The 23,960-nt window shown below is 73.3% G+C and carries 13 protein-coding genes; 4 read left to right on the forward strand and 9 right to left on the reverse strand.

Going from position 1 to position 23,960, the window contains the following annotated elements; translation table 11 throughout:
• Positions 1 to 7 precede the first annotated feature (7 nt).
• The 3 genes from WMF29_RS01360 (at position 8) to WMF29_RS01370 (ending at position 13,219) form a co-directional block, all read left to right on the forward strand.
• A complete protein-coding gene (locus WMF29_RS01360; RefSeq protein WP_437327105.1) occupies positions 8 to 11,227 on the forward strand; it encodes a tetratricopeptide repeat protein in 11,220 nt (3,739 codons plus the stop codon).
• Between the two features lie 14 nt (positions 11,228 to 11,241).
• Entirely contained in the window at positions 11,242 to 12,234 is a 993-nt protein-coding gene (locus tag WMF29_RS01365) for an aminotransferase class IV (RefSeq protein ID WP_437327106.1), read from the forward strand.
• A gap of 151 nt (positions 12,235 to 12,385) precedes the next feature.
• Positions 12,386 to 13,219 (forward strand): hypothetical protein, encoded by an 834-nt coding sequence (locus WMF29_RS01370; protein WP_437327107.1) that lies wholly within the window; start codon positions 12,386 to 12,388, stop codon positions 13,217 to 13,219.
• Between the two features lie 113 nt (positions 13,220 to 13,332).
• On the opposite strand, the gene WMF29_RS01375 is transcribed toward WMF29_RS01370, so the two are convergent.
• The 4 genes from WMF29_RS01375 to WMF29_RS01390 form a co-directional block, all read right to left on the reverse strand.
• A complete protein-coding gene (locus WMF29_RS01375) occupies positions 13,333 to 15,624 on the reverse strand; it encodes a hypothetical protein (protein ID WP_437327108.1) in 2,292 nt (763 codons plus the stop codon).
• Between the two features lie 54 nt (positions 15,625 to 15,678).
• Positions 15,679 to 16,065 (reverse strand): RidA family protein, encoded by a 387-nt coding sequence (locus WMF29_RS01380; RefSeq protein ID WP_437327109.1) that lies wholly within the window; start codon positions 16,063 to 16,065, stop codon positions 15,679 to 15,681.
• A 96-nt stretch (positions 16,066 to 16,161) separates the two neighbouring features.
• A complete protein-coding gene (recR, locus tag WMF29_RS01385) occupies positions 16,162 to 16,776 on the reverse strand; it encodes a recombination mediator RecR (protein WP_437331070.1) in 615 nt (204 codons plus the stop codon).
• Between the two features lie 98 nt (positions 16,777 to 16,874).
• Complete coding sequence (locus WMF29_RS01390; protein ID WP_272097344.1) at positions 16,875 to 17,198, reverse strand: YbaB/EbfC family nucleoid-associated protein; 324 nt, start codon at positions 17,196 to 17,198, stop codon at positions 16,875 to 16,877.
• Between the two features lie 397 nt (positions 17,199 to 17,595).
• Between WMF29_RS01390 and dnaX the strand changes: the two genes are divergently transcribed.
• The gene (gene dnaX / locus WMF29_RS01395) at positions 17,596 to 20,019 is read left to right on the forward strand and encodes a DNA polymerase III subunit gamma/tau (protein WP_437327110.1); all 2,424 of its coding nucleotides are present in this window, start codon (positions 17,596 to 17,598) and stop codon (positions 20,017 to 20,019) included.
• Positions 20,020 to 20,059: 40 nt separating this feature from the next.
• On the opposite strand, the gene WMF29_RS01400 is transcribed toward dnaX, so the two are convergent.
• The 5 genes from WMF29_RS01400 to WMF29_RS01420 all read right to left on the reverse strand — a co-directional run bounded on the left by WMF29_RS01400 (position 20,060) and on the right by WMF29_RS01420 (position 23,702).
• Positions 20,060 to 20,665: an AAA family ATPase gene (locus tag WMF29_RS01400; RefSeq protein ID WP_437327111.1), complete on the reverse strand. Its 606-nt coding sequence runs from the start codon at positions 20,663 to 20,665 to the stop codon at positions 20,060 to 20,062.
• A gap of 11 nt (positions 20,666 to 20,676) precedes the next feature.
• On the reverse strand, positions 20,677 to 21,669 hold the full coding sequence (locus tag WMF29_RS01405) for a class I SAM-dependent methyltransferase (RefSeq protein WP_437327112.1): 993 nt from the start codon (positions 21,667 to 21,669) through the stop codon (positions 20,677 to 20,679).
• Positions 21,666 to 22,742, reverse strand: coding sequence for a radical SAM protein (locus WMF29_RS01410; RefSeq protein ID WP_437327113.1), 1,077 nt, complete (start codon positions 22,740 to 22,742; stop codon positions 21,666 to 21,668). Before WMF29_RS01410 ends, WMF29_RS01405 begins: the two co-directional genes overlap by 4 nt.
• Positions 22,739 to 23,485, reverse strand: a complete 747-nt coding sequence (locus tag WMF29_RS01415) for a radical SAM protein (RefSeq protein ID WP_437327114.1) — start codon at positions 23,483 to 23,485, stop codon at positions 22,739 to 22,741. Before WMF29_RS01415 ends, WMF29_RS01410 begins: the two co-directional genes overlap by 4 nt.
• Positions 23,486 to 23,549: 64 nt before the next feature.
• Positions 23,550 to 23,702, reverse strand: coding sequence for a hypothetical protein (locus tag WMF29_RS01420; protein WP_437327115.1), 153 nt, complete (start codon positions 23,700 to 23,702; stop codon positions 23,550 to 23,552).
• Positions 23,703 to 23,960: the final 258 nt, after the last annotated feature.

A 23,960-nucleotide genomic window follows, 5' to 3' on the forward strand; every position in this document is an offset into this window, starting at 1 on the left:
GATTCGGATGGCCCTTGGGCGTCTGCAGGATGAGCCCGAGAACGAGGCAGCCTGGAACGAGCTCGCGGAGGCCGTGACTGCTCCGAACAACGGCGCGGGCCCCGGGGACGTCGAGCGCCTGCTCGGCGCGGCGCGCGGGCGGCACGAGCAGCGGAAGGAATGGCAGGCCGTGGCCCGCCTCCTCGAGCTGGAGATCGCCCTCGCCGCGGGCAGCGCCGTCGAGCCCGCGATGCAGGCCGAGCTCGCCCGCGTCTACCACGAGGAGCTCATCGACGTCGACCGCGCGGCGGCCGCCTACAAGCGGCTGATCGAGCTGCGCCCCGACGACGACGCCGCGGCCGAGGCGCTCGAGACCGACGCCTCGAAGCGCGAGCGGTGGCGCGACCTCGTGGACCGGTACGTGGCCGAGGCCGAGGGCGCGACCGACGGCGCCTTCAAGAGCGCGCTCTACACGAGCGCCGCCGACATCGGCTACCGCTACGGCCGCGCCGAGCTCGGCGAGCGGGTGGCCGAGCTCATCGAGCTCGCCCTGAAGCTCGACCCGAAGAACCTCCGCGCCGCCAACCTCGCCGAGATCGCCTTCTCCACCGCGGGGGACTGGGACGCCGTCGTCCGCGTCCAGTCGATCGTCAAGGGCGAGGCCCAGAACAAGGAGGACCGCATCGCGGCGGCCGTCCGCGCGGCGCGCACCATCAAGGCCCGCCTGAGCGATCCGGCCCGCGCTGTCGCGGCGTACGAGGAGCTGCTCGACCTCTCGCCAGGCCAGCCCGAGGCGCTCTCGTTCCTGACCGAGGCCTACTCCGCCGCGGGCGACTGGGATCGCCTCGTCGCCCTCTACGAGGACCAGCTCCGCAGCGGCGGCGTGAAGCCCGGCGAGGAGCTCGGCATGCTCGTGCAGATCGCCATGGTCCACTGGCGCATGCGCGGCCAGCCCCAGGCGGCCGAGCCCTATTTCGACCGCGTGCGCCGCGCCGACCCGGCGCACGCCGGGATGCTCAACTTCTACCGCGAGGTCCTCGAGCAGCGCGGCGACAAGCCGCGGCTCACGACGATCCTCACGGACGCGCAGCGCGCCGTTCCCGACGGCCCCGAGAAGCGCGCCATCGCCACCGAGCTCGCGCGGCTCGCCGAGTCGCAGGAGAACGCCGCCAAGGCGATCGAGCAGTACAAGTCCGTGCTCCGGACCGACCCGGAGAACCGCCAGGCGCGCGACGCCCTGAAGCGCCTCTACCTGCAGACCGAGGGGTACAACGCCCTCGTCGAGCTCCACCGGCAGGACCTGGAGCGCACGCCCGCCGACGACGTCGCCGGCAGGGTCGCGGTGCTCCGCGAGATCGCCGCGATCTACCGCGATCGCGCCAAGAACGACGCGGCCCTCGTCACGGTCCTCACCCAGATCGTGCAGCTCGACGACAAGGACGTCGACGCCGTGCGGGAGCTGACCCGCATCTACGAGTCGCTCGGGCGCTGGCGCGACCTGCTCTCGTACCAGCAGCGCCTCGCCGAGCTGACAGAGAGCCCCGCCGAGAAGGCGGGGCTCTACCGCGCGGTCGCGCGGCGCTGGTTCGACCAGTTCTCCAACGTCCAGAACGCCATCGCGGCGTACGAGGCGCTGCTCACGGTCGAGCCGATCGACGAGGAGGCGCAGCAGAAGCTCCGCGAGCTGTACCTGAAGCGGCGCGCCTGGCCGCAGCTCTACTCGCTCTACGAGCGCAAGCTCGAGGGCGCCGAGGGCGCCGCGAAGATCGAGCTCCTCGGCGAGATGGCCAAGCTCGCCGCCGAGCGGCTCGACCGCGGCGCGGACGCGATCGCGCTGCAGAAGCGGATCCTCGAGCTCGACCCGAGCGCCCCCGGGGTGCTCGACGCGCTGGAGAAGCAGGCCGAGCGCGAGAAGGACTTCGCCACGGTCGCCGAGGTGCTCGAGCGCCGCGTCGACCTCGCGGCCGACGACGCGGCTCGCCTCGTCTCGCTGCAGAAGCTCGGGGCCGTGTACGCCGAGCGCCTCAAGGATCCGGCCCAGGCGGCGCGGACGTGGCGGCGCGTGCTCACGCTCTCGCCGGGGCACGCGCGCGCGCTCCGCGTCCTGCGCGACGCGTACTTCGCCGCGGGCGACTGGGACGGGCTCGAGGAGCTCTACGCCTCGCAGAACGACTGGGAGGGCCTCGTCGACTTCCTCTCGGGCGCGGCGGACAAGGCGACCGACCCGGCCACGAAGCTCGACATCTCCTTCCGCGCGGCCCGGATCTTCGAGGAGCAGCTGAAGGCGCCCGAGCGCGCGGCGCGCTCGTACGAGCGCGTGCTCAGCGTCTCGCCGAAGGACGCGCGCGCCGCTGCGGCGCTCGTGCCGATCTACGAGGAGGAGGAGAAGTGGGCCCGGCTGCCGGCGCTCTACGAGATCCTCCTCGACGCGACGGACGACGCCGAGGCGCAGGTCGGCATGCTGCGCAAGCTCGCGGCGGTGACGGGCGGGCCGCTCTCGGACAAGCCGAGCGCGCTCGGCTACGCGCGCCGCGCCTACGAGCTGAAGCCGGACGACGAGGGGCTCGACCTGCTCGAGGCCTGGTCGCGGGCGGCGGGCTCGTGGGGGCCGTTCGTCGAGGCGGTCGAGGGCCGGCTCCGGACGGCGGAGGACCTCGCGACCGACGTGCAGCGCACGCTGCGGCTGAAGCTCGCCGAGGTGTACGCGCGCGAGATGGGCAAGCTCGACGAGGCGGTGACCGTCTACCGCGGCCTCGTCGAGGACGACCCGTCGGACGACGACACGGTGCGGGCGCTCGACGCGCTCCTCCGGGCGAACGAGCGGCAGGCCGATCTGCGGTGGCTGTTCGAGCTCAGGGCGAGCCAGGTCGGGGGCGAGGATCGCGCCGAGATCCTCGAGGAGTGGGCGACGCTCGAGGAGGAGGTCTTCGGCGACCCGGCGAAGGCGATCGAGCTGCTGCGCAAGGTCATCGCGCTGACGCCCGGGCGCATCAACGCGCTGCGGGTGCTCTCGCGCCTCCTGAACGCCGCGGGCGAGTACGAGGCGGCGTCCGTGATCGTGGCCACGCACCGCGACGTCAGCGAGGGCGACGAGCGGGCGCGCCGCGAGATCGAGCTCGCGACGCTCTACCTGGACCGGCTGGATCGGCCGGCGGACGCCTTCGAGGCGGCGGTGCGCGCGCTCGATCTGTCGGCGCACGACCCGGACGCGATCGCCGTCCTCTCGCGGCTCGTCGAGCGCCCGGAGACGCGCGTGCGCGCGGCCAAGGTGCTCGCCGTCGAGTACGCCGAGACGGGCAACCACCGGCGCGAGGCCATGGCGCTCCGGGTCATCCTCGAGTCGGAGCGGGATCCGGCGCGGCGGCGGGAGCTCTACCTCACGCTCGCGAGCGTCGAGGAGGCGAAGCTGCACGCGGCCGGGACGGCGTTCGACGCGCTCCTCCGGGCGCTGCACGAGTTCTCCGACGACATCGAGCTCTGGGACCGCGCCGCCGAGCTGTCGCGGCGCGCCGGCCGCCCGACCGACCTCGCGGAGGCGTACCGCGTGCACCTCGTCGCGGGCCGCACCGAGGGCGACAAGGTGCTCGGCAGCTCCGTGGAGGTCGAGCTCTGCGAGCGCGCGGCGAGCCTCCACGACGAGCAGCTCGGCGACCCGGAGGGCGCGAAGCCCTACCTGGAGCGGGTGCTGAGCCTCGACCCGAACAACCACCGCGCGTTCGAGCGGCTGAAGCAGATCCTGACGGCGGCCGAGCGGTGGGGCGAGCTCGAGGAGCTCTACGACCGCGCGGCGAAGGGCACGACGGACCAGAGCGAGCGCATCGAGCTGCTCAACGAGGTGGCGCTCATCGCCGAGGAGATCATCGGCGATGCGGCCAAGGCGATCGGCTACTACGAGCGCATCCTCGAGCTCGATCCGTTCTACACGGCGGCGCTCGACTCGCTGGAGAAGCTCTACGAGCGCGAGGGCCGCTTCCGCGACCTCGCGGCGCTCCTCGAGCAGCGCCTGAAGACGGCGACCGAGGCCGAGAGCGTCGAGATCAAGCTGTCGCTCGGCAGCATCTACCTCGACCGGCTGCACGAGCCCGAGGGGTCGCTCGGGCACCTCGAGGACGTGCTGCGGATCCGCCAGAACGACCCGAAGGCGCGCGAGCTCGTCGAGCGGCTGCTCGACATCGGGGCGCTCCGCCTCCGGGCGGCGCGCGTGCTCGAGGCGGTGTACGAGGCGCGGGACGAGATCCGGCAGCTCGTGCGGGTCCTCGAGATCCGGCGCCAGGGCGCCGAGACCGAGTCGGAGCGGCGCGAGCTGCTCCGCCGGGTCAGCGTGCTCCAGGACGAGCGGCTCAGGGACGACGCGGGCGCGTTCGCCAGCCTGTCGGAGCTCCTGCCGCTCGAGCCGGAGGACCTCGCGGCGCGCGAGCGGCTCATCGAGATCGGCCGGCGCCTCGGCGAGCACGAGCAGGTCGCCGAGGTGCTCACGGCGGCCGCGGACGCGTGCGGTACCGCCACCATCCGCGGCGAAATCCTCATGGAAGTCGCGAGGATCTGCGAGGACCTCCTCGGCGACGCCGACCGGGCCGAGAAGGTCTACCGGCGCGTGCTCGCCATCGATCCGACCGATCCGACGCTGGTGATCCCGGCGGCGCAGGCGCTCGGCCGCATCTACGCGGCGAAGGAGCAGCACCAGGCGCTCGCGGGCGTGCTCGCGATCGAGGTGCGCCTCGAGGAGAACGTCGAGACGCGGCGGTCGCTCTACGAGCGCATCGGGACGCTGCACGAGACGGTGCTGGACGACCCGGCCAAGGCGATCGAGGCCTGGCAGGCGCGGCTCGGCGACGACGGCGCCGACGTGGCGGCGCTCGCGGCGCTCGAGCGGCTCTACGAGCGGACGTCGCAGTGGCGGGAGCTCGTCTCCGTGCTCCGGGCGCGGGAGCAGTCGACGACGGAGCCGGAGGAGCGGCGGCGCGCCATGACCAAGGCGGCCGAGACGCTCGCGCAGAAGCTCGCCGACGTGCCCGAGGCGATCAACGCGTGGCGCGCGGTGCTCGACGAGTTCGGCCCCGAGCGCCCGACGCTCGCAGCCCTCGAGGAGCTCTACGAGCTCGACGAGCGCTGGGTCGACCTCGCCGAGACGCTGGAGGTGGACCTGTCCCTCGCGGTGGAGACGCCCGCCCGGCTCGACCTGCTGGCGCGGCTCGGCGACGTGCGGCGGCTGCACCAGGCCGACGCGACGGGGGCGCTCGAGGCGTACCGCCAGGCGCTCTCGCTCGACCCGTCGAACGCGCGCTGCCGCGCGGCGCTCGAGGCGATGCTCGAGCGGGAGGACGCGCGGCGCGACGCCGCCGAGACGCTCGAGCCGCTCTACGAGGCGGACGGCGACGCCGAGCGCCTCCTCCGGGTCCTGGAGATCAAGGTCGAGACCTCGGATCTCCCGAGCGAGCGGCTCGCCACCCTGCAGAAGTCGCTCCGCACCGCGGAGGGGCCGCTCGGCGACACGTCGCGGGCGTTCGGCTACGCGCTCCGCGGCGTGCGGGAGGCGGCGGGCGAGCCCGAGGTGACGACGTGGATCGCCACGGTCGAGCGGCTCGGCGAGGCGACCGGGCGCTGGTCCGAGGTGTGCGAGCTGTTCCAGCGCATCGCGCCGGACATCCTCGACGGCGACGTGCAGCAGAACGTGCGGCTGCGGGTCGGCGAGCTCGCGCGGCACAAGCTCGACGACCGCGAGCTCGCGGTGGAGCAGTACAAGAAGGCGCTCGAGGCCCGCGGGGACGACCGGCGGGCGATGATCGCGCTGGAGGAGCTCTACGGCGAGGCGCGCGACGCCGGGCGGCTGCTCGAGATCCTGAAGCTCCGGGTCGAGCACGCCGAGAGCGACGAGGAGAAGACGGGGCTGCTCTTCCGGATCGCCGAGCTCGAGCGGGGCCCGCTCGGGGACCAGGCCGGCGCGATCGCGACCTACGAGACGATCCTCGACATCGCGCTCCACCCGGACGCGATCGCGGCGCTGGACGGCCTCTACCGCGAGGCGGGGCGCTTCCAGGACCTCATCCGGCTCTACGAGCGGCAGCTCGACGTGCGCGCCGGCGACCTCGCCGAGCTGCACGTCAAGATCGCGCTCGTCGCGCACCGGCACACCGAGGACCTGCAGCGCGCGTTCGACGAGCTCTCCGAGGCGCTGCTCATCGATCCGGCGCACGAGGGCGCGGTCTCGCTGCTCGAGGCGATCCTCGAGGGCTCGGCCGAGGCGGAGCACCGGGCGCGCGCCGGGGAGATGCTCGAGCCGGTGTACCTGCGCCGGGCGGACTGGAACCGGGTGAAGATCGCGCTCGACGCGCGCCTCGCCGCGAGCCAGGACCCGGTCGAGCGCCGCGATCTGCTGCAGCGGCTCGCGACGCTGCACGAGGAGCAGCTCGAGGATTACCGCGCGGCGCTCGAGACGGTGGCGAAGCTCCTCCACGAGGACCTCACCGACGAGGGCGTCTGGGCGGAGCTCGAGCGGCTCGCGAAGGTGGCGAGCGCGGAGCGGCGGCTCGCGGAGATCTACGCCGCGGAGCTCGGGGAGCTCACCTCGGACGACGCGTCGAGCGCGAAGCTCAGCCGGCGCACCGGCGAGCTCTACGCCCAGCTCGGCGACGTGGCCGACGCGCTGCGGTGGTACCGGCGCGCGCACGAGTTCGAGCCGGACTCGCGCGAGCTGTTCGACGCGATCGACGGGCTGCTCGTCAAGGAAGGGCGCCACGCCGAGCGCATCCAGCTCTACCGCGCGGCGCTCGACTACCGGAAGGACGAGGATCGGCTCGACGCCCTCCACACGATCGCGCGCCTGGAGCGGACGGAGCTCCGCGAGCCCGCGCTCGCGATCGAGACGTACCGCGCGGCGCTCGACGTCGACGAGAACGACGCCCGGGCGCTCGACGCGCTGACGGAGCTCTACCGCGAGCTCGACCGGCCGCGGGACCTCGCCGACCTCTACCTGCGCCGGGCCGAGGCGGCCCCGAACGGCGAGCGTGCGGCGCCCTACCGCCTCGCGCTCGCGCAGCTCCTGCGCACGCGGCTCGAGGACACCTCGGGCGCGATCGATCAGCTCGAGGCGATCGTCGGCGAGGTGCCGTCGCACGCCGAGGCGATCCGGGCGCTCGAGGCGCTCATCCAGGACCCGCAGCACAAGGCGCGGGTCGTCGAGATCCTCGGTCCGCTCTACGAGGGGGCGGACGACTGGCGGCAGCTCGTCCGGCTCAACGACGAGCGGTTCGGCCTCGCCTCGGACGCCCGCGAGAAGGTCGCGGTGCTCCGGGAGACGGCGAAGCTCTGGGAGACGCGCGGCAACGACGAGCTGCGCGCCTTCGACGCGACCCGGACGGCGTTCGGCCTCGATCCGGACGACGGCGAGACGCGCGGCGAGCTCGAGCGGCTCGCCGAGCAGCTCGGCGCCTGGGAGGAGCTCGCGGAGAGCCTCGAGGCGGGGGTGACCACCACGTCGGACGAGCTCACGAAGCGCGAGCTGCTCTCGTCGCTGGCCAAGGTCTACGACACGCGCATCGACGACCCGCGCCGGGCGCTCCGCGCCTACGCGCGCCTGTCCGCGCTCGACCCGAGCGATCCCGAGCCGCTCGAGCAGATGGACACCCTGGCCGTGCTGCTCAGCGACTGGGACACGCTCATCTCCGTCCTCGAGAAGAAGAGCGAGATGGCGTCGGACGAGGAAAACGCCTCGATCTGCCGGCGCATCGCCGAGACCAAGCTCGAGATGCTCGAGGACACGGAGGGCGCCATCCAGGCGTACGAGCGGGCGCTCGAGCTCGATCCGGAGAGCGCGATGACGATCGACGCCCTCATCGAGCTGCACGAGCCGCGCGGCGCCGCGAGCCGCCTCGTCGAGCTCTACGGCCGGCGCGTCGAGCTCGCGGGCCCCGACGAGGAGGAGCTGCGCTACGACCTCAACGTGCGCGCCGCCGAGCGCTACGAGCGGGATCTCTCGAGCCCGCGCGACGCCATCGCCGCGCTCAACGCGGCGCTCGAGGCGAAGCAGGGCGATCCGGCGGTGCTGTCCTCGCTGGAGCGGCTCTACCGGGCCGAGCGGATGTGGGACGAGCTCCTGTCGAACCTGATGCTCCAGGCGAGCGCGGCCGCGGACAGGGGCGCGCGCATCAAGCTGCGGACGGCGATCGGCGACCTCTACGCGGGGGAGCTCGAGAGCCCGAGCGACGCGATCGAGCAATACCGGCTCGTCCTCGACGAGGACGCGGTGAACGACCACGCGATCCAGGCGGTCCGCGCCATCGGCGAAGGCCGGGAGGAGCTGCGGCTCGACGCCGCCGAGGTGCTCGAGCCCGTCCTCCGCGCGGCCGGCCGCCACGAGGAGCTCGCGGCCGCGCTCGAGCTGCGCCTGCGCGCGCAGACCGAGCCGGCCGATCGGGCCGCGACCCTCCGCGCGATCGCCCTCGTGCAGGACGTCCAGCTCGGGCGCCCGCTCGAGGCGGAGCAGGCGCTGCTCCGCGCGCTGGAGGACGCGCCGGACGACGCGTCGCTGCACGGCGAGATCGAGCGGCTCGCGGAGCGCACGGACGGCTTCGGCCGCTACTGCGACGCGCTCGCGCAGCGGGCCGCGGCGACGTTCGACGCGACGATCGCGAAGGACCTGTTCCTGCGGATCGGCCGCATCGCCGAGGAGAAGCTCGGCGACGATCGGCGCAGCGCCCAGGCCTACGCGAAGGCGGTCGAGCACGCCGGCGACACGCCGGAGCTCCTCGAGGCGCTGGACCGGCTCTACGGCCGCCTCGGCGACGAGCGGGCGCTCGCGGACGTGCTCGAGCGCCGCGTCGCAGTCACGCCCGGCGATCGCGACCAGGCGGATCTCTTCTATCGGCTCGCGGTGATCCAGATCGGGTCGTTCGGCGACAAGCCCCAGGGCCTGAACACCCTGCGGCAGGCGCTCGATCGCGCGGTCGATCACGAGCGGGCGAGCGGCGCGCTCGAGGCGCTCACCGAGGACCCGGCGCTCTTCGACGAGGCGGCCGAGGCGCTCGAGGGCGTCTACCGGACGCGGGGCGACAACGCCGCGCTGGCGCGCCTCTACGAGAAGCGCATCCGCTTCGCGCCGGGCGGCGCGGAGCGGATCCGCATGCGCCTCGACCTGGCGAAGGTGCTCGAGGTGCGCTCGAACGACCCGAGGGCGGCGCTGGAGACCCTCGAGAAGGCGCTCGCCGACGACCCGTCGGACCCCGACGTGCTCGGCGAGATCGAGCGCCTGGCCCCGCTGACGGGCGGCTGGGCGAGCGCCGCCTCCGCCCTGGAGCGGGCGGTGCGGGCCGGGACCGAGCTCGACGGCGACACGGCGCGCGACCTCTGGATGCGCATCGCCGAGTGGCAGAAGAACAAGGTGGGCGACGCCAAGGCCGCCGAGGCGGCGTACGAGGCGGCGCTCACGCACGATTCCACGAGCGAGCACATCCTGCGGTCGATCGAGGAGCTGCAGCGGGCGCCGGGGCGCGAGCGCGACCTCATCGGCACGCTGCGCCGGATCGCCGCCCTCGACGGCATGGAAGGGAGCGCGGGCGAGCTGCGCCGCGAGGCGAAGGAGCTGGCGGAGCGCGCGCTGGGCGACCGCGAGCTCGTCGAGGCGATCCTGCGCGAGATGATCGCCGCGGACGAGGGGGACACCTGGGCGCTCGCCGAGCTCACGAAGGTGCGGGAGGAGGCGGGCGACCACAAGGAGGTCTTCCGGCTGCTCGTGCGCCAGTCCGAGCTCTACGCCGAGGCCGAGCGCATCCGCGACGCGCGGCACGCCGCCGCGGCGGTCGCGCGCGAGCGGCTCGGCGACGACGCGGCGGCGATCGAGCTCTACGAGACGCTCTTCGAGGCGGATCCGGGCGACGCGCGCGCAGCGACGGCGCTGCGCGAGCTCTACGCGAAGGCCGGCAAGCACAAGGAGCTCCTCGCGCTGCTCGAGCGGCTCACCGACCTGGCCGAGTCGCCCGAGGCCCGCTCGGCGCTGCGCCTCGAGAGCGCGGAGATCTGCCTCTCGCGGCTCGACGCGGTGAGCGAGGCGACCGAGCACCTGCGCGCGGTCCTCGACGAGCAGCCCGACAACGAGAAGGCGACGGTCCTGCTCGCGCAGCTGCTCGAGAAGACCGGCCGCGATCAGGAGCTGTCGGACCTGTTCGTCACGCAGATCGAGCGCGCCAAGGACCGCGGCGACGTCGCGGCGGAGCTCTCGTACAGCGTCCGCCTCGGCGAGGTCTACGAGGCGCGGCTGAACGACACGGCGCGGGCGATCGAGACCTACCGCGCGGTCCTCGAGCGCGAGCCGCGCCACCACGGCGCGCTCCTCGCGCTGGCGCGCCTGCACGAGCAGCGCGGGGAGAAGGCCGAGGCGGCGCAGCGGCTCGAGGTGATCCTCGAGGACGCCCGCGCCACGGAGGCGGTGGCCACGGCGCTCCGGCTCGCGGATCTGCACCGGTCCCTCGGCGACGAGGGCGCGGTCCGGCGCGTGCTGGAGCGGGGGCTCGCGGCGGACGGGTCGGCGCAGGAGATCAGGAAGCAGCTCCTCGCCCTCTACGAGAAGCAGCAGGCCTTCACCGAGCTCGCCGATCTCATCACGGGCGACGCCGAGGCGGCCGCGCAGCCGGCCGAGAAGGTGGCGCTCTACCGCAAGGCGGCCGGCATCCACCTGGCGAAGCGGAACGATCCCGGCCGCGCGGCGGACCTCCTGGTCAAGGCCACCGAGCTCGTGCCGGGCGACCGCGAGCTCCTGCTCGCGCTGTGCGACGCGTACAGCGCCTCGGGCCGCGGCCAGAAGGCCGCCGAGGCGCTCCAGCAGATCGTCGAGTCCTACGGCGGCCGCCGCTCGAAGGATCTCGCCGCGATCCACCACCGCCTCGCCAAGGCCTACCTGGCCGAGGGGCAGCGGGAGCGGGCGCTCGCCGAGCTCGACATCGCCTTCAAGATCGACCCGGGCTCGATCGCCATCCTCCGCGACCTCGGCGTGCTGGCGCTCGATCTGTCGGAGTCGGGCGACGACGCGGCGAAGGCGGCGCACATCGATCGCGCGCAGAAGACCTTCCGCGCCCTGCTCCTCCAGAAGCTCGACGAGGGCGCGCCGATCAGCAAGGGCGAGGTCTTCTATTACCTCGGCGTGATCAGCCATCGTCAGAACGACGACAAGAAGGCGATCCAGATGCTGGAGCGCGCGCTCGACAACGAGCGCGACTTCGCCCCGGCGAAGGAGCTCCTGGCGCAGCTCAAGAAGTGACGTAATCTCGCCGCGTGACGCGGCTAGTCAGCATCGATGGTGTGATCCACCGGCCGGAGGAGGCCCGGGTCTCGGTCTACGACCGCGGCTTCCTCTACGGCGATAGCGTCTTCGAGACCATCCGCACCTACGGCGGCGAGCCGTTCGCTCTGGAAGAGCACCTCGTCCGCCTCGAGCGCTCGGCCGAGCGGATCGCGATCGCCCTGCCGATCCCGCGCGACGATCTCGGCCGCGAGGTCGTCGCGCTGCTCCGGGCAGCGACGGCGGCCGGGAGCGCCGGGGCCACGGCGGGCTCGGCGGGGGCCCCGGGCTCGGCTTCCGCCGGCAGCCCGGCCGCGCCGCTCGAGAGCTACATCCGCGTGATGCTGACGCGGGGCAGCGGCCCGCTCGGGCTCGATCCCTCGCTCGCGGGCGCGCCCCTCCGCGTCATCCTCGTCGAGCCGCTGAAGCCGCTGCCGGGCGCGCTCTACCGTGAGGGGATCTCGGCCATCACGATCCGCACCCAGCGGGCCGGCGACGCGGCGCCCGGCGCCAAGGTCTCGAACTACCTCGAGAGCCTGCTCGCCCTGCGCGAGGCGCGGGCCGCGGGGGCGCACGAGGCGCTGATCCTCGACCCGTCAGGTCATGTCGTCGAGGGCACGACGTCCAATGTCTTCCTTGTCGAGCGGCGCCCCGCGGCGCACGAGGGCGCCGAGGACCCGGGGCACCTGCTGATCACGCCGCCCAAGGAGGCAGGGATCCTCGTCGGCATCACCCGGGCCCACGTGATCCACGTCGCGGGCGAGGTCGGCATGCCGGTGTGCTGCGAGCCGGTCACGATGGCCCGGCTCCTCGCCGCCGAGGAGGTGTTCATCACCTCGAGCCTCCGCGAGATCGTTCCCGTCGTCCGCGTGGACGCCCACACGATCGGCGCGGGTGTCCCCGGCCCGAAGACCCAGGCGCTGCATGCCGCTTTCCGCAAGCGGGTGGGAGCTGGTGCGATTCCTCTCCCGTGGGAGGCGCCCTGAGCCCGCCGCGGCCGGCTCGACGGCGTCGAAATCTTGCGATCCATGACGTGCCGCTCGGAGCGCGCGTCCAAGGAACGGGCCGGCACGTTCCCTGCGCGGGTCGGATGGGGCTCGCAACTCGCCCGCCGTACAATCTGCCCGAGAGGAATCCATGATGAATCGCTCGCTCCGAATCGCCTGTTTCCTTGTGTGCGCCGTGTCCGCCGCAGCGACGGCCGGATGTGCCCTGACCATCGACGACAACTCCATCACCGCCGAGACCCTCGTGCGCTACGAGGGCACCAAGGAGAAGGCGCGGGTCGACTACCTCCCGACCCAGAGCGTCCGCATCGTCAGCGAGAACGGGGATGTCGAGGTCCGTATCGGGGACGTGAGCGCGGTCGAGGTCAGCTTCTCCCCGTTCACGATGCGCAAGAAGGACGAGAACCAGATCGCGGTGGAGGAGATCGAGAACGACCTCGAGCTCTCCGCGATCACCGACGGCGATGTCGTGATCTCGACGCGGCGCGTCTCGGGCGGGTGGGGAGGGCTGGGCGCCGACATCCAGGTCGTCCTGCCAGCCGAGTTCGACGGCGGGCTCCGCGTCGAGCAGGACAACGGCGGCGTCGAGGTCAACCTGGACGGCGCCCCGTCCCGCGGCACCACCGTGGTGAGCGACAACGGCAGCATCGACGTGGTCGGCGCGCGCGGCGCGATCGACGTGGCCACCGACAACGGCCACGTCTTCGTCGACCTCGACGCGTGGAGCAGCTCCGATGGCGCGATCAGCTCCGGCAACGGCGCCATCGAGCTCTCGGTGCCGGCCGGGGTGGACGGGACGATGACCGCGCAGACGCTCAACGGCGACGTCGTGGAGCAGGGCATCCCCTCGACGTGGGCCACAGCCGGCGAGGGCAGCGCGACGTCGTACACGATGGGTGACGGCGACGGCGGCCTGCTCGAGCTGTTCACCGAGAACGGCGACATCACCATCGCCGTGAAGTAGCTCCGCCGGGACAAAAGCCGAGAGGCGAGCGCCGGGTCGCCCCGGGCTCGCCTCCTGGTCTCTGGGTCACCGGCTTCGCGTCGCCGGCGCGCCGGCGACGCCGGCGCTCCCGATCACGTGCCGGTCGACGGCTGGGCCTCGGCGCCCGAGCCCTCGGCGCCCTGCGCCGTGGCGCCCGAGCCCTCGGCCGGCTCCTCGCCGCCTGCAGCGGGCGCGGGCGGGACAGCGCCGGCCGGGACCGGGATCCGCAGCTGCCCGCCGCCCTGCTGCGCCAGCACGCCGAGCGCCTTCTGGAAGAAGGCGGCCAGGAACGGGATCTCCCGCGGCGGCGAGGTGATCAGCCCGGCCTCCTTGATGGCACGCGCGACGGCGAGGGCGGTGGTGGCCGCCGCGTCGCCCTTGCGTGCCCGCAGCGACACGGCGCTGCTCCGGATCCGCGTCGCGAGCTGCCCGCGCACCTCGGGCGAGAAGAACCGGTCGGTCGCGAGATCGATCTCCTCCCGCAGGGCCGTGTTCACCAGCCCGGGATCGCGCATCCCGGCGGCCCCGAGCCGCTGGCCGACCTTCTGGAGGAGCTCGTCGAGCGCCGGCCGCGAGGGCAGCCAGTGCCGGAACTCAGGCTCGTCGTGCAGCGCGGCGGAGCCGGCGATCTGCGCCGTCACCAGCTCGTCCGTCAGGCTCTCTTCGAGGTCCGCCACCGGGTGCCTCGGCTCGGTCTCCGGCGCGGGCTCGATGAGATCGCGACATCCCTCGAACCCGAGCGGCACCACCTGCCCCGACACCGCGTTCTGCCGCTTCGCGGCCGCGATCCGGTGGCGCGCCCACTCCAGGGAGACCGGCACGGGCGCCGTCCCCAGGTTCTCGTACGCGCGCGCGCGGCCCTCCTTGATCTGCGAGCCGCTGAGCCACCCCGCGCCGGCGTGCAGCACGCCGACCGAGTCGCGCACGATCACCTCGGCGATCCGGTAGCGGCCGCTGGTGTCGCGGCTCGTGATCGCGATGGCCTCGGTCCCGCTCGAGTCGGGCGGGATGAGCGTCGCCTCGACCACCTCGGCGCGCTCCTCCGCGAGCCGCACCACGCGCGGGCGCGTCGGGATCGTCGCCCCGCGCGACTTGAGCACGTTGAGCGCGCGCCGCGCCGCCTTGCGCGCCGCGCCGGAGGCGTCCTCCGACTCGGCGGCCGCCGCGATCGCCTCGGCGTTGGAGGCGCCGAGCCAGGCGTCGACGAGGGCCGGCGCGGCGTCGCCCGCCGACTTGAGCGCCTCGAGCGCCCGATCCCAGCCCGCCGCGAGCACCTCGGCGTCGAAGTCGACCTTCGTCGCCCCGGCGCTCGGGCTGCTGCCTTCAGGGCGGGCGCCGCTCTCGGCCTTGCTCTTCGAGGTGGCCGCGGCCTGCTGGGCCTTCGCGGTGCGCGCGCCGAGCGCCTCGCGCGCCGTGAGCGCCGGCTTGTCGGAGGTCGCGACCGGCTTCGCCTTGGCCGCCGGCAGCGCGAAGAGGAGGTGCGCCGGCTTGGCCGGGCCCTGCGGCTGCCGGGCGCTCTTGCCCGTCACGACCGTCGCGGCCGCGCCCTGGCCGACCACGGTGACCATCCGGTCGCTCTGCTGCTGCTTCGCCGCGGCGGGCGCTCGTCCTTCGGCACCCCCGGGGCCCTGCGGCCGCCCGCCTTCCGCGGCCGGCCGCGCCGAGAAGCCGCGGTCGGGCCTCGGCCCGCGGTCGGGGCGCGGTCCACGGTCGGGCCTCGGTCCACGGTCGGGCCTGGGCCCGCGGTCGGACCAGGGGCGGTCGGGGCGCGGTCCACGGTCGGGCCTCGCGCCCTGCGCGCCCTGCTCTGCGCCTGCCACCTGCGCCGCTCCAGGGGCCCGCTCGGGCCTGGGTCCACGGTCGGGCCTGGGCCCGCGGTCGGGGCGCGGCCCGCGGTCGGGCCTGGGTCCACGGTCAGGGCGCGGGCCGCGATCGGGCCTGGGCCCGCGGTCGGGCCTGGGCCCGCCGGAGGCCGCGGCGGGCCGCTCGGGCCTCGGCGCGCGGTAGTCGCGCACCACCCGCGGCGCGGCGGCCGGCGGCGGCGCGGCGTCCTCGGTCGTCGGCGGCGGCGGCGCGTCCGCGAGCGCCGGCCGCTTGCGCGGCGCGATGACGTCCAGCAGCGAGCCCTGCGGTTCCTTTGCGGCGGCCTTCGACGAGGGACGCGGCGCCTCGCCTGCGGGCTGCGCCGACGCGCCCTCGGAGGGCTCGTCGGTTCGTTTCACGCCGCTCGCGCCGCTCGCGCCGACGGACGTGCTCGCCGAGCGGACGACCCTCCGCGCGCGCGGCTTGTCTCCGCTCTCTGCATCGGGGGCGCCCTCGCGCGCAGCTTCGGACACTGCGCTGGCGGTCCGCTCCGTGCTCTCGCTCTCGTTCTTTGTGCTCATGTCGAGGCTCCCGGGGACATATTGGAGATGGGGGCCGCGGCCGCGGCTCCCCGATTATCGCGAAAGATGGGCAACAGCTTCGATCTCGACGGCGGCGCCCTTGGGCAGCGCCGCCACCTGCACCGTCGCCCGTGCGGGCAGCACGCCGCCGACGGCTGCTCCGTACACCTGGTTGACGATGGCGAAATCCGCGAGGTCCGTCAGGTAAATCGTGGTCTTCACCACGTCGCTCCAGCTCGCGCCGGCCGCGGACAGCACCTCGGTCAGGTTCCTGATCACCTGGGCCGTCTGCTCCTCGATCCCCCCGGCGACGAGCTCGCCCGTCGCGGGATCGATCGGGATCTGGCCGCTGCAGAACACGAGATCTCCCGCCTTGACGGCCTGCGAGTAGGGGCCGATGGCGCGCGGGGCCCGATCGGATGTGATGGTGATTTTGGACATGTCGACCTCTGAAGTTCGTGAGCGCTTCGGCGTGAAGAACGCCCGCCCGCCCCGGCCCTCGCTTTCGGGGGCTGGGGCCGATTCTCGCGTTTCCTGCTAGCCGAAGCTCTTCCGGCCTTCGATGGCTCGCCCCAGCGTCACCTGGTCGGCGAACTCCAGATCTCCCCCGTGCGGCACGCCGCTGGCGATCCGCGTGACCTGGATCCCCATCGCGCCGAGCTCCCGCGCGAGCAGGAGCGCGGTCGCCTCTCCGTCGACGGAAGGCGGGGTGGCGACCAGCACTTCCCTCACCGGCTGCTCTGGATCGCGCACGCGCGCCCGGAGCGCCTCGAGCGGCAGCTCCTCGGCGCCGACCCCCTCGAGCGGCGAGAGGAGCCGGCCGAGCACGAAGTACCGCCCGCGCATCGCCCCGCTCCGCTCGATCGCCAGGAGGTCCTGGACGCGCGCGACGACGCACAGGAGCGCGCCGTCGCGCCGCGTATCCAGGCAAATGGCGCAGAGCGCCCGGCCGTCGTCGTCGAGCTCGGCGATGTGGCCGCACCGGATGCACGGCCTGATGTGATCGCAGAGCTCGACGAGCTCGCCGCCCAGGTCGCGCGCGGTGTCCTCGCCGGCGGTCACGAGGAAGAGGGCGAAGCGCTGCGCGGTCTTCTCGCCGACGCCCGGCAGGCGCGCGAGCAGCTGGGCGACCCGCGACAGCCGGCCGGGCAGGCCGCCCGGCGCGCTCCGGAAGCCGGCCGAGGGCGCGCCCCGGTCGCCGTTCGGGACCTTCGAGGAGCCGGGGAGCGACGCCGGGGAACGCAACGCCGTCAAGTGTGCATGCCGGGGAGCTTGACGCCGCCGGTCACCTTGGTGATCTCGGTCTCGACGAGCTTGTCGGCCGCGTCGAGCGCCGAGTTCGATGCGGCCACGATGGCGTCGAGCGCCATCTCCAGGCCCTCGCTCGCGAGGAAGGCGGGGTCGACCTCGATCCGGCGCAGCTTGCCCTCGCAGGAGACCACGACGGTGACCTTGTCGCCGGCGGCGGTCGCGCTCACCTCGCGGTCCTTCAGCTCGCCCTTCACCTGGTCGATCTTGCGCTGCACGCGCGCCGCCTGGCGAACCAGCTCGTTCATTCCGCCGCGAAATTGCATATTCAGACCGGCGTCTATGCCGTGAACCGCGCCGCGCCGCAACCGTGAAGGGGAGGGGGACGGGGGCGAGGAGGGGCGCGAGACGCGCGGCCCGCCGACGCAGCGCGCGGCCGTTCGACGCAGCGCGCGGCGGCACCATGGGCGCGTCGCCCTCCGGGGCCGCCCGCCGCGAGCGGGCTCCTCCGTCTCTTCAGGGGGCTCGTGGGCGCGCTCTCCAGGGGCTCCTTGGCGCGTGCGGTGGCGTGGTTCCGGCTGGTTCCGGCCGGTTCCGGCCCCGGCGCGGGGCGGGGTGCATTTTGTGCGGCAATTCTGGCAGACTCTCCGGAATGCAGGGCGACTTCCGTACCGGCCACAGCTGCGGCGACGCGCCCGCGAGAAGGTGCTAGTCGAGCAGCGTATGAGCTACGTCGTCCTCGCGCGGAAATGGCGCCCGCAGTCCTTCGAGGATCTCGTCGGACAGGAGCACGTCTCCACGACGCTCGCCAACGCCATCGCGCGGGATCGCGTCGCCCACGCGTTCCTCTTCACGGGCGTCCGCGGGGTCGGCAAGACGACGAGCGCCCGCATCCTCGCGAAGGCGCTGAACTGCGTCCGCGGCCCGACGGCGACGCCCTGCCAGACGTGCGCGCCGTGCGCCGAGATCACGGTCGGCGCGGACGTCGACGTCCAGGAGATCGACGGCGCGAGCTACAACGGCGTCGACGAGGTGCGCAAGCTCCAGGAGAGCCTGCCGTACCGTCCGGCGCGCGACCGGTTCAAGATCTTCATCGTGGACGAGGTCCACATGCTCTCGAACGCGGCGTGGAACGCGTTCTTGAAGACGCTCGAGGAGCCGCCGCCGCACGTGAAGTTCATCTTCGCGACGACGGAGGTGCACAAGGTCCCGGTCACGATCCTGAGCCGGTGCCAGCGCTACGACTTCAAGCTCATCGGAGCGCAGGCGATCGCGGCGCGGCTCCGCTGGGTGCTCGATCAGGAGAAGATCCCCGCCGACGACCCGGCGCTCAGCGCGCTCGCGCGGGAGGCGGCGGGGAGCATGCGCGACGCGATGAGCCTGCTCGACCAGGTGATCGCGTGGGTGGGGACGAGCGGCGATCGCATCACGGCCGAGGGGGTGGCGAAGGTGCTCGGCGTCGCCGACCGCGTCGTGCTGCACCGGCTCGCGGGGGCGCTCGTGGACGGCGACCCCGCGGCGTGCGTGCGCATCGTCGGCGAGCTCGCGCAGGAGGGGTACGATCTGCCCCACGTGGCCCGCGATTTCCTCGCGCACCTGCGCGATCTCGTGGTGGCCAAGGTCTGCGAGGATCCGGCGCCGCTCCTGGATCTCGCGGACGAGGAGGTCGCCGACACGCGCGCGCTCGCGGCGCGGGCGGACGCGGACGATCTCACGCGGCTGCACCAGGGCTTCTCGCGCGCGTTCGACGACATCGCCCGGAGCGGCCAGCCGCGCGCCTCGTTCGAGATGGCGCTCGTCCGGCTCGCCCGGAGGCCGCCGCTCCTGCCGATCGACGAGCTGCTGCGCCGCCTCGGCGATCTCGAGCGGCGCCTGAACGGCGGAGGCGGCGGCGGGGGTGGCGGCGGCGGCGCGCCGGAGCGCGGGCCGCAGCGGCCCGGCGCGCCCTCCGGCGGAGCGGCTGCGCCCCGGCGCGGGGCGGCTTCGGCCGAGGCTGCGCCCGAGGACGCGCGCGCGTCCGGCGCGGCGGCGGCCGGCGCGGCGAGGGCGAACGACGCGGCGGGGTTGAACGGCGCGGCGGCGGCGAACGGCGTGGTGAGAGCGAACGGCGCGGCCGCCACCGGCGCACCGGCGAACGGCGTCGCCTTCGCGAGCGGCGCAGCGGGCGCGGGCATGGCGGGGAGACCGACCGGCGCGGCGCCGGCGAACGGCGTGGCGGCGGTGAACGGCGCGGCGGCGGTGAACGGCGCGGCGGCGAACGGCGTGGCGGCGGCGAACGGCGTGGCGAGGGCGAACGGTGCGGCGGCTGTCTATGGCGCGCCGGGCGGGAGCGGGGTGGCGCGAGCGCACGGCGGCATGGCAGCGAACGGCGCTGTCGCGGCGAGCGGCGCGTCGGCTGCCAACGTCGTCCCGTTCGTGAACGGCGCGCCGGGCGTGCACGGCGCCGCGACCAGCTTCTCGAGCGGCGGCGCCGCGCCGGCCTTCGCGAAGGCGCCGCCGTATGCGAGCGGCGCAGCCGCACCCGCGTACCGCGCCGACAGCGCTCCGCCACCCTCGCCCCGCGGCGCGTTGTACTCCGTTCCGCAGAGCGCGCCGCCGTTCGTGGCGCCCAGCTTTACGCCGAGGTCGAGCGCGCCGCCCTCGGCGCAGACCCCGGCGCCGGCGTCGAGCGCACCGCCCTCGGCGCAGGGCCCGGCGCCAGCGTCGAGCGCGCCGCCGCCGCCAGCGATGAGCGCCGAGGACCTCGCCACCTGGCGCGCGGTGATCGCCGCGGTCAGGGTGCAGCGGCCGGCGCTCGCCTCCGTCCTCGAGCACGCGGCGGTGCTGGAGCTCACGCCGACCCGCGTCGCCCTCGGCTACGAGGCGAACTCGTTCCTGGCCGGCCAGGCCACCGAGCCGGTGTCCCGCGATCTGCTCGCCCGCGTCCTCGGCTCCCACTTCGGCGCCCCCACCGAGCTGGTCTTCGAGACGATCACCCGCGGCAGCGCCGGCCCGTCGCTCGCCCAGGTCGAGACCGCCGAGCGCAAGGCCCGCATCGATGCCGCCAAGCGCGCCGTGGCCGACCACCCGCTCGTCACGGCCGCGATCGAGCTGCTCGGCGCGGAGCTCAAGGACGTGCGGCTCGCTCAGGACTTCGCAGAGGGGTGAGGGCCCCGGGCCGGCGCGCCATGCGCCCTGGCGCGCCGAGTCAGGCGTGGTGCGCGGCACCGATGAGCCGCGCGCGGCTCGCCAGGAGCTCCGCCCGCTCCTCCACCGTGCCAGGGCCGACGTCGATCACCTCGAAGCCCGCCGCGCGGTAGAGCGCGCCGAGCCGCTGGTTGATCCGCTCCGCCTCGGCGGCGCGCGCCTCTCTGCTCTTGCCCCAGCGCGGCTCCTGGAGCTCTGGCATCACGGCGAACAGGAACACCAGCGCATAGCGCTCGAACGCGGGCTCGCCTTCCGGCCAGGGGTACTCCGCCTCTCCGCTCGTGCGCAGGTAGTACTCGACCGGATCGAGGTACCCGCGCTCCAGCCAGTCTCCCTCCCGCGCGTCCGCCTCGATCGCCTTCTGGGTCTCCAGCACCCGCGCGGCGAACTCCCGCTTTCGGCACATCGGACAGAGGTGCTCCGGCGTGTCGATCGGGCGAAACGGCGCGTCCGGCGCGTGGCCGTGGGTGCGCGCGCCGAGCTCGTCGAGCACGCGCCGGTGCGCCTCGCCGTGGATGCGATAGCCCCGCGTGGACGCGAGGTGACGGAGCGTCGTGGTCTTGCCGCACGAATAGGCCCCTGTCGCCACGAAGAGAGGTTTGCTCATCGCCATCCCACCTAGCGCCGCGCCCACCACACCGAGCCTGCGCCGCGCTCGATCGCCCGCCCGACACGGGACATGAAGTGAGCGACGGCCTCCATGACGCCCGCGTGGTCCTCGTTGTGGTCATGGCCGGCCAGGACGGCGCCCGGCTTGAGCCTTGGCCACCAGGCCTCGAGATCGGCGAGCACGGCCGCGCGGTCGTGCGAGCCGTCGAGGAACACGAGATCCAGGCTGGCGTCGGCGAAGCCCGCCGCCGCGTCCGTGGACGCCATCCGGAGGACGTTCGGCTGGATCCCGAGCGCCGCCATGTTCGCCCTGAACGCGCCGGGCACGTCCTCCGCGGCGAGCATGGCGCGATACCTGTCGGCGTACTTGTCGCTCGAGCCTCTCCAGGTGTCGACGCAATGGAGCGCGACTCCATTCTTCGCGGCGAGCCGCCCGACGTACGCCGTGGAGAGCCCCTTCCACGAGCCCACCTCGACCATCGCGCCGCCCCGGATGGGGCGCACCAGCGCCCGGTAGGCGAGGCCGTCCTCCTCGGAGAACCAGCCCTGGATGGGCGCGACCCGGTTCACCGGGAACAGCGCGAGCAGCGCTGCTCGCTTCTGTGCTGGATCGCGGTACTCGTACTGCCTGTCGCACAGCTTGACGAAGCAGCGGGCGTCGTGCGCGATGAACAGAGGCCGCTCGATCACGGCGAATTTCTTGAGCGACGTGGACCGCTCGGGCTCCCGCTCCCCTCTCCGGATCTCGCCTTCGGTCGTCGCGAAGATCACGTCTTCGTGCCGGATCGGCCGCCCTTGATCCGGGCCGTCGGTCCAGGCCCTCTCTCCGGGGTATCCGGCGCGGTCGGTGCCGTGCTCGAGGAGGCGAGTCAGCTTGTCCGCCTCGCTCGCGCGGAACAGGAGAGGGTGAGGAGTGCCGCGCCCTTCGAGCTCGTCCAGGACCTCCTCGAGGAAGAGCAGGTTCCGGCCGATGTAAGGAACGGGAATGAGGAGCGGTGTCATGACGTGGGCAGCGAGGCGCGCATCGAAGGGGGAGGGCCGAGGACGCCGTCCCAGGGTTGCCAGGTGGAGGCGAGCCTCGCGTTGGGGTGGAAGATGAGCTCGTGGACGATGCCCGGGCCCGAGCGCTTCGTCTCCTCGAGCTGGGCGAGGTCGGCCTCCTCGAAGACGACATCCATGTCCTCGAAGCGGAACACCTCGACATAGTAGTAATAACCCACGATCTGCCGCTCGAACGAGAACCGCGCGTCGGCGCTCAGCGCGTCGAGCAGCGGCTCGAGCCGGACGCGCGTGCGATCGCTGTATTTGACGACGTGGTTCTCGACCACCGCGGTGGGATCGGTCTTCATCAGCTGCCGGAAGATCACGTTGTCCACGCCGAGCGACCGGGCGAAGCGCAGGTAATGGACGATGGGCTCGACCGCGTCGATCTGCCCGTCGAGGAGCACGCAGGAGAGGCGCACCCGGGTGCCGCCCGCCGTCGCCGCCGCCACGACGGTACGCAGCTCGTCGGCGCGGAGGCCGTCCTTCATCACCATCAGCCGTGCGTTCCTGTCGTGATCGGGGTGGGCGCGGCTGATGTTGAGGTGCTGGATACCGGTGTCGACGATCCAGTCGATCACCCGCTTTCCTTCGCGCTGCTGGAGCAGCCCCGAGCCGTTCGTTGTGAGCGTCCGCTTGCGGCCCCGGTGGGCCTGCCCGAGGGCGAGGATGCGGGGCAATCGCGGATCGTGGCTCGGCTCCCCGCCGGTCACCGAGATCGTCGGATCGAGCGGCCGGAGCGCTTCCAGGGACGCCACCATGGCATCGAAATAACGCCCGTCGTCGTCCTCGACGGTCTTCTGCACGGACAGGCTGCGCCCGCGCGACGCTGGCCTCAGCTCTTCGACGCAGAAGTGGCATTTCGCGTTGCAGGGCTGACGGCTGTAGATGGAGAAGTTCGCGTTGCGATAGACCTCGACCGGCCGGCCCCAGAGGTCGAAGCGCACCGTGTCGCCGGCGGTGCTGTTGGCCTTGAGATCGAAGGCGCGGCTCTTCAGGCGGCGCCATTCCTCGCGGAAGGGACGGGCGCTCACGGTAGCCTCCTCATCGCGTCGGAGCGCGCCACGAGGTCGGGACCGAAGGCGCTGCCGTCCGGGTTGAGCATCGTGAAGTGGGTTCCTACGAGGAAAGGCTCGTCCCAGTCGTCGCGCTTCTGCGCGAAGCCATAGCGCTGGAGGTGGAACACGTTGGCGAGCTCGATGAGTCCCGCTTCGCGCACCGCCTCGACGATCCATGCATCGCCGTCGGGCTCGGTCTTGCGCAGCCGGACGTTCAGGACGAGCTGGCGATCACCGCCGAGCGCGGAGAGCCGCTCGCGCAGAGCGCGCGCGAGGGCGAGCAGGCCGCCGTCGTTCTCGAGGAGGTGGTGGTTCACCGATAGCTTGATCGTAGCGGGCTCGCCGAGCTTCTGGAGCCATGCGTCGAGCCCGGCCGGATCGCGCGGGATCTCGACGCCGTTGGTGACCACGACGACGCGCGCGCAGCGGGGCTCGGCGCGGGCGAGGCGGACCATCTCGTCGAAGTGCGGGTGGATCGTGGGCTCGCCGCCCTCGAGTTGCACCTCGAACGGGCCCTCGGCCGGGAAGCTCGCGAGGTAGCGGTCGAGGGCGAGGAACGTCTGCCCCCGGGGCGACGAGCAGGTGCAGCACCACGGGCAGGAGCGGTTGCAGTGGTTCGAGGTGGCCACGTAGAGCCGGTGCGGCCGCTCCGCCGTGGGGCGGTCGAGCGGCAGCGTGCCCGTGAGCGTGGCGTTCTGGGGGCGCGTCGCGGTCGGCATGGAGCCTCCTGCGAGGAGGATACGGCGGGGTGGGGAGGGGATGAAGGAGATCCGCGGAGGCGGATCACGGCGATGGGGCCGTCGCGCCGAGGCCGAAGTGGGAGGCGTAGCCGAGGGCGATGGGGCCGCGGACGGGCTCGGCGAAGGTGAGGCGCAGGCCGAGGCTCGTGGCGGCGGGAGGGCGCTGCATCACCAGCCAGGGCGTGGTCGTCCTCATCCCGAGCTCGCCGTCGGAGCCGCCTGCTACGCGTGTAGCGGGTGTGCGGGTATTCCGAAATGGCTGGTTGTATGAGGCGGAAGGGCGAGTCGGTGGGTAATCGCTCATGGCTTGGATCGCCCGCCGAGAGCACTGCGGTTTGCGGGCGGCGCCTTGCGGAAGGGTCTGGGTGGCGGCTTCTTTATCTTAACAGCCGGTACCGGTGGTGGTTGTTGACAGCTGGAACTGTTGGCGCCTGTAGGGTAACAAATGCTGAGG

It is taken from the genome of Sorangium sp. So ce381, from assembly GCF_051473845.1.
GTDB lineage: Bacteria > Myxococcota_A > Polyangia > Polyangiales > Polyangiaceae > Sorangium > Sorangium atrum.

Bases quoted from the DNA above. Each gene is read 5' to 3' on its own strand.
- WMF29_RS01360 (WP_437327105.1), top strand. From the start codon at position 8: ATGGCCCTTGGGCGTCTGCAGGATGAGCCCGAGAACGAGGCAGCCTGG.
- WMF29_RS01370 (WP_437327107.1), top strand. From the start codon at position 12,386: ATGATGAATCGCTCGCTCCGAATCGCCTGTTTCCTTGTGTGCGCCGTG.
- WMF29_RS01375 (WP_437327108.1), bottom strand. From the start codon at position 15,624: ATGAGCACAAAGAACGAGAGCGAGAGCACGGAGCGGACCGCCAGCGCA.
- WMF29_RS01380 (WP_437327109.1), bottom strand. From the start codon at position 16,065: ATGTCCAAAATCACCATCACATCCGATCGGGCCCCGCGCGCCATCGGC.
- WMF29_RS01390 (WP_272097344.1), bottom strand. From the start codon at position 17,198: ATGCAATTTCGCGGCGGAATGAACGAGCTGGTTCGCCAGGCGGCGCGC.
- dnaX (WP_437327110.1), top strand. From the start codon at position 17,596: ATGAGCTACGTCGTCCTCGCGCGGAAATGGCGCCCGCAGTCCTTCGAG.
- WMF29_RS01400 (WP_437327111.1), bottom strand. From the start codon at position 20,665: ATGAGCAAACCTCTCTTCGTGGCGACAGGGGCCTATTCGTGCGGCAAG.
- WMF29_RS01405 (WP_437327112.1), bottom strand. From the start codon at position 21,669: ATGACACCGCTCCTCATTCCCGTTCCTTACATCGGCCGGAACCTGCTC.
- WMF29_RS01415 (WP_437327114.1), bottom strand. From the start codon at position 23,485: ATGCCGACCGCGACGCGCCCCCAGAACGCCACGCTCACGGGCACGCTG.
- WMF29_RS01420 (WP_437327115.1), bottom strand. From the start codon at position 23,702: ATGAGGACGACCACGCCCTGGCTGGTGATGCAGCGCCCTCCCGCCGCC.